Below are 1,428 nucleotides of genomic sequence, written 5' to 3' on the forward strand. Positions count from 1 at the left end.
AAATTTTAATCTCCACTAATATCGACGATATGGACGCCGAGAGCTTTGCCTTTGCGTGCGATATTTTGCGAGATAGCGGCGCGCTGGACGTGTTTAGTAGGTCTATTTTTATGAAAAAAGGACGCGCGGGTTTTGAGCTAAACGCGCTGTGCCGCAAGAAGGACGCCGCACGGATAAAAGGGCTTATTTTCGCGCACACGACGGCGATCGGAGTTAGAGAGTGCGTCGTGAGGAAAACGGAGCTTGCGCGCGAGTTTTGCGAGGTGGAGACTAAATACGGCAAAATAAGGCTTAAAATTTCGTGCGGCCGAGTTTGCGGTCTGGATGCTGAGCAAAATTTGACGGATGAAAATTTAGCCCGAAATTACCCCGAAATTTTAAAAATCAAGCCCGAATTCGAGGACTGCAAAAAAGCCGCGCAGAGATTTCAAACGACGATCCGCGAGGTTAGAAACGAGACTTTAAAAAAATATGACGAAACTAGAAATTCTAAAAAATGATATAAAAAAGCTGGAAAATTTAGCCGTAGCGTTTAGTGGCGGCGTGGATAGCTCGTTACTGCTGCGCGTTGCCGCCGATACGCTAGGCCAGCGCGCGGTGGCGATCACGCTAAAATCGCCCTATATGTCGGGACGCGAGATAAAAGAGGCGGTGGAATTTACCCGTACTTACGGCATCAGGCACGAAATTTTAGAGCTAGACGCACCCGAAGCGGTAAAAAATAATCCGCAAGATCGCTGCTACGTCTGCAAAAAGGCGGTTTTTACGCGGCTAATCGAGCTAGCAAAACATCTAGGCTTTACAAACGTCGCCGACGGCACGAACCTAGACGATCTTGGCGAATACCGCCCCGGGCTTAAAGCAAAAGACGAGCTTGGCGTACTTTCGCCGCTTAAAGGCCTCAAAAAGTCAGAGGTTAGAGAGCTTAGCCGCGAACTTGGACTGCCGACCGCGGACAAGCCCAGTTACGCCTGCCTTCTGACGCGTTTGCCGCACGATAGGGAGTTTTCCGTGGAGGAGATTTCGCTCGTGGAGCGAGTCGAAAATCTGCTAATCTCGCATGGATTTTTAAACATTCGCGCGCGCTTTGACGGCAAAGCCTTTAAGCTGCAAATGGGAGCGAGCGAGACGAGGCGCTTTTGCGCGGGAGATTTTAGCACCGTCGTGCGCGAGATCGCCGCGCTTGGCGAGTATGATATTTTGCTTGATTTAAAGGGACTTCGCGGGGAGATTTTAAATGACGAATGATGAGGCTTTAAATTTCATCCGAGCCGTAAAATCGGGCGAAAAAAGCGAGCGCGAGGCGATAGAGTTTTTACGGGATTTTCCTTTTAGCGACGCAGGTTGCGCTAAAATCGACACTCAGCGCGCCCTGCGAAACGGCGCGGGCGAGGTGATCTACGGCGAGGGCAAGACGGATGATGAAAT

The 1,428-nt window shown here is 50.4% G+C and carries 2 protein-coding genes and 1 pseudogene; all 3 read left to right on the forward strand.

Features of this window, described 5'->3' with window-relative positions; all coding sequences use genetic code 11:
• Nucleotides 1-500, forward strand: a 500-nt coding sequence (larC, locus tag Q0338_RS02070; RefSeq protein WP_298085312.1) for a nickel insertion protein, incomplete at its 5' end; no start/stop codon positions are given.
• The gene (gene larE, locus Q0338_RS02075; RefSeq protein WP_298085313.1) at nt 472-1,248 is read left to right on the forward strand and encodes an ATP-dependent sacrificial sulfur transferase LarE; all 777 of its coding nucleotides are present in this window, start codon (nt 472-474) and stop codon (nt 1,246-1,248) included. The genes larC and larE, both read left to right, overlap by 29 nt.
• Nucleotides 1,238-1,428: pseudogene (locus Q0338_RS02080) on the forward strand (1-(5-phosphoribosyl)-5-amino-4-imidazole-carboxylate carboxylase); the annotation flags it as partial. The gene larE and the pseudogene Q0338_RS02080, both read left to right, overlap by 11 nt.

Origin of the sequence: uncultured Campylobacter sp. (genome assembly GCF_938018145.1) — a bacterium.
Taxonomy (GTDB): domain Bacteria; phylum Campylobacterota; class Campylobacteria; order Campylobacterales; family Campylobacteraceae; genus Campylobacter_A.